This window comes from Hydrotalea sp. AMD (genome assembly GCF_004100315.1).
GTDB classification, from domain to species: Bacteria; Bacteroidota; Bacteroidia; order Chitinophagales; family Chitinophagaceae; genus Hydrotalea; species Hydrotalea flava.
On record NZ_SCKY01000095.1, the window covers coordinates 1 to 1,044 of the forward strand.

The following is a 1,044-nucleotide window of genomic DNA, read 5'->3' on the forward strand; positions in this document are numbered from 1 at the left end:
ATGACGTATGGCCATCCAAACGAACGCTGGCCTTGGGCTTTAAATGAAGCCGACAGTAAGCCTTTTATAAAAAAAGCATTGGATTTAGGCATTAACTTTTTTGATACGGCTGATATTTATTCCTATGGTGCCAGCGAAACTGTGTTGGGCAAAGCTTTGAAAGAATATGGCCAGCGCCATCAATTGGTAATTGCTACAAAAGTATTTAACCCTATGAGTGCCAACCCCAATGATGGCGGCCTCTCCCGCAAACATATCATGCATTCTATAGATACCAGTTTAAAAAGATTACAAACTGATTATGTGGATTTGTATCAAATTCACCGTTGGGATTACCATACACCCATTGAAGAAACCATGGAAGCCCTGCACGATGTTGTAAAAGCCGGAAAGGCACGTTATATTGGCGCCTCTTCTATGTATACCTGGCAATTTGCCAAAGCATTGTACACGGCAGATCTGCATGGGTGGACCCGTTTTGTTTCCATGCAACCACATTACAATTTAATTTACAGAGAAGAAGAACGCGAAATGATTCCTTTATGCCGTGATCAAAAAATTGCGGTGATTCCCTGGTCGCCACTGGCTCGTGGATTACTTACCGGCAGAAGAACCAAAGAAAGAAAGGAAACCCTACGAGCACAAACAGATGAATATGGTAAAAAATTATATCAAAAAGACAGTGATTTTGATATTGTAAATCTTGTATCTGAGATAGCCACAGCAAAAGGATTGCCTCCTGCACAAATTGCTTTGGCATGGGTATTGAGCAAACCCGATATTACGGCCCCGATTATTGGCGCCAGCAAACCCGGGCATCTGGAAGATGCGGTGGCTGCTCTTTCTGTACAATTATCGCAGGAAGACATTAACCGATTGGAGGCACTGTATGAACCACATCCTGTTTTGGGCCATCAATAAATTGAATAATGCTGCTACCGATACTTTGCTCCGCTGGAGCATTTTTGTTATATGCAATTAATTTTTCAGTACTTCATCAAAAATTTCCCGCAACATAGAAAAATACAGTTCCAATTCTTTTTT

At 41.4% G+C, this 1,044-nt stretch carries 1 protein-coding gene; it reads left to right on the plus strand.

Translation table 11 applies throughout. From position 1 onward, the window contains the following. The coding region (locus tag EO766_RS18230) for an aldo/keto reductase (protein WP_287101809.1) at positions 1-921 on the plus strand (921 nt) is incomplete at its 5' end. Between the last annotated feature and the right edge of the window lie 123 nt (positions 922-1,044).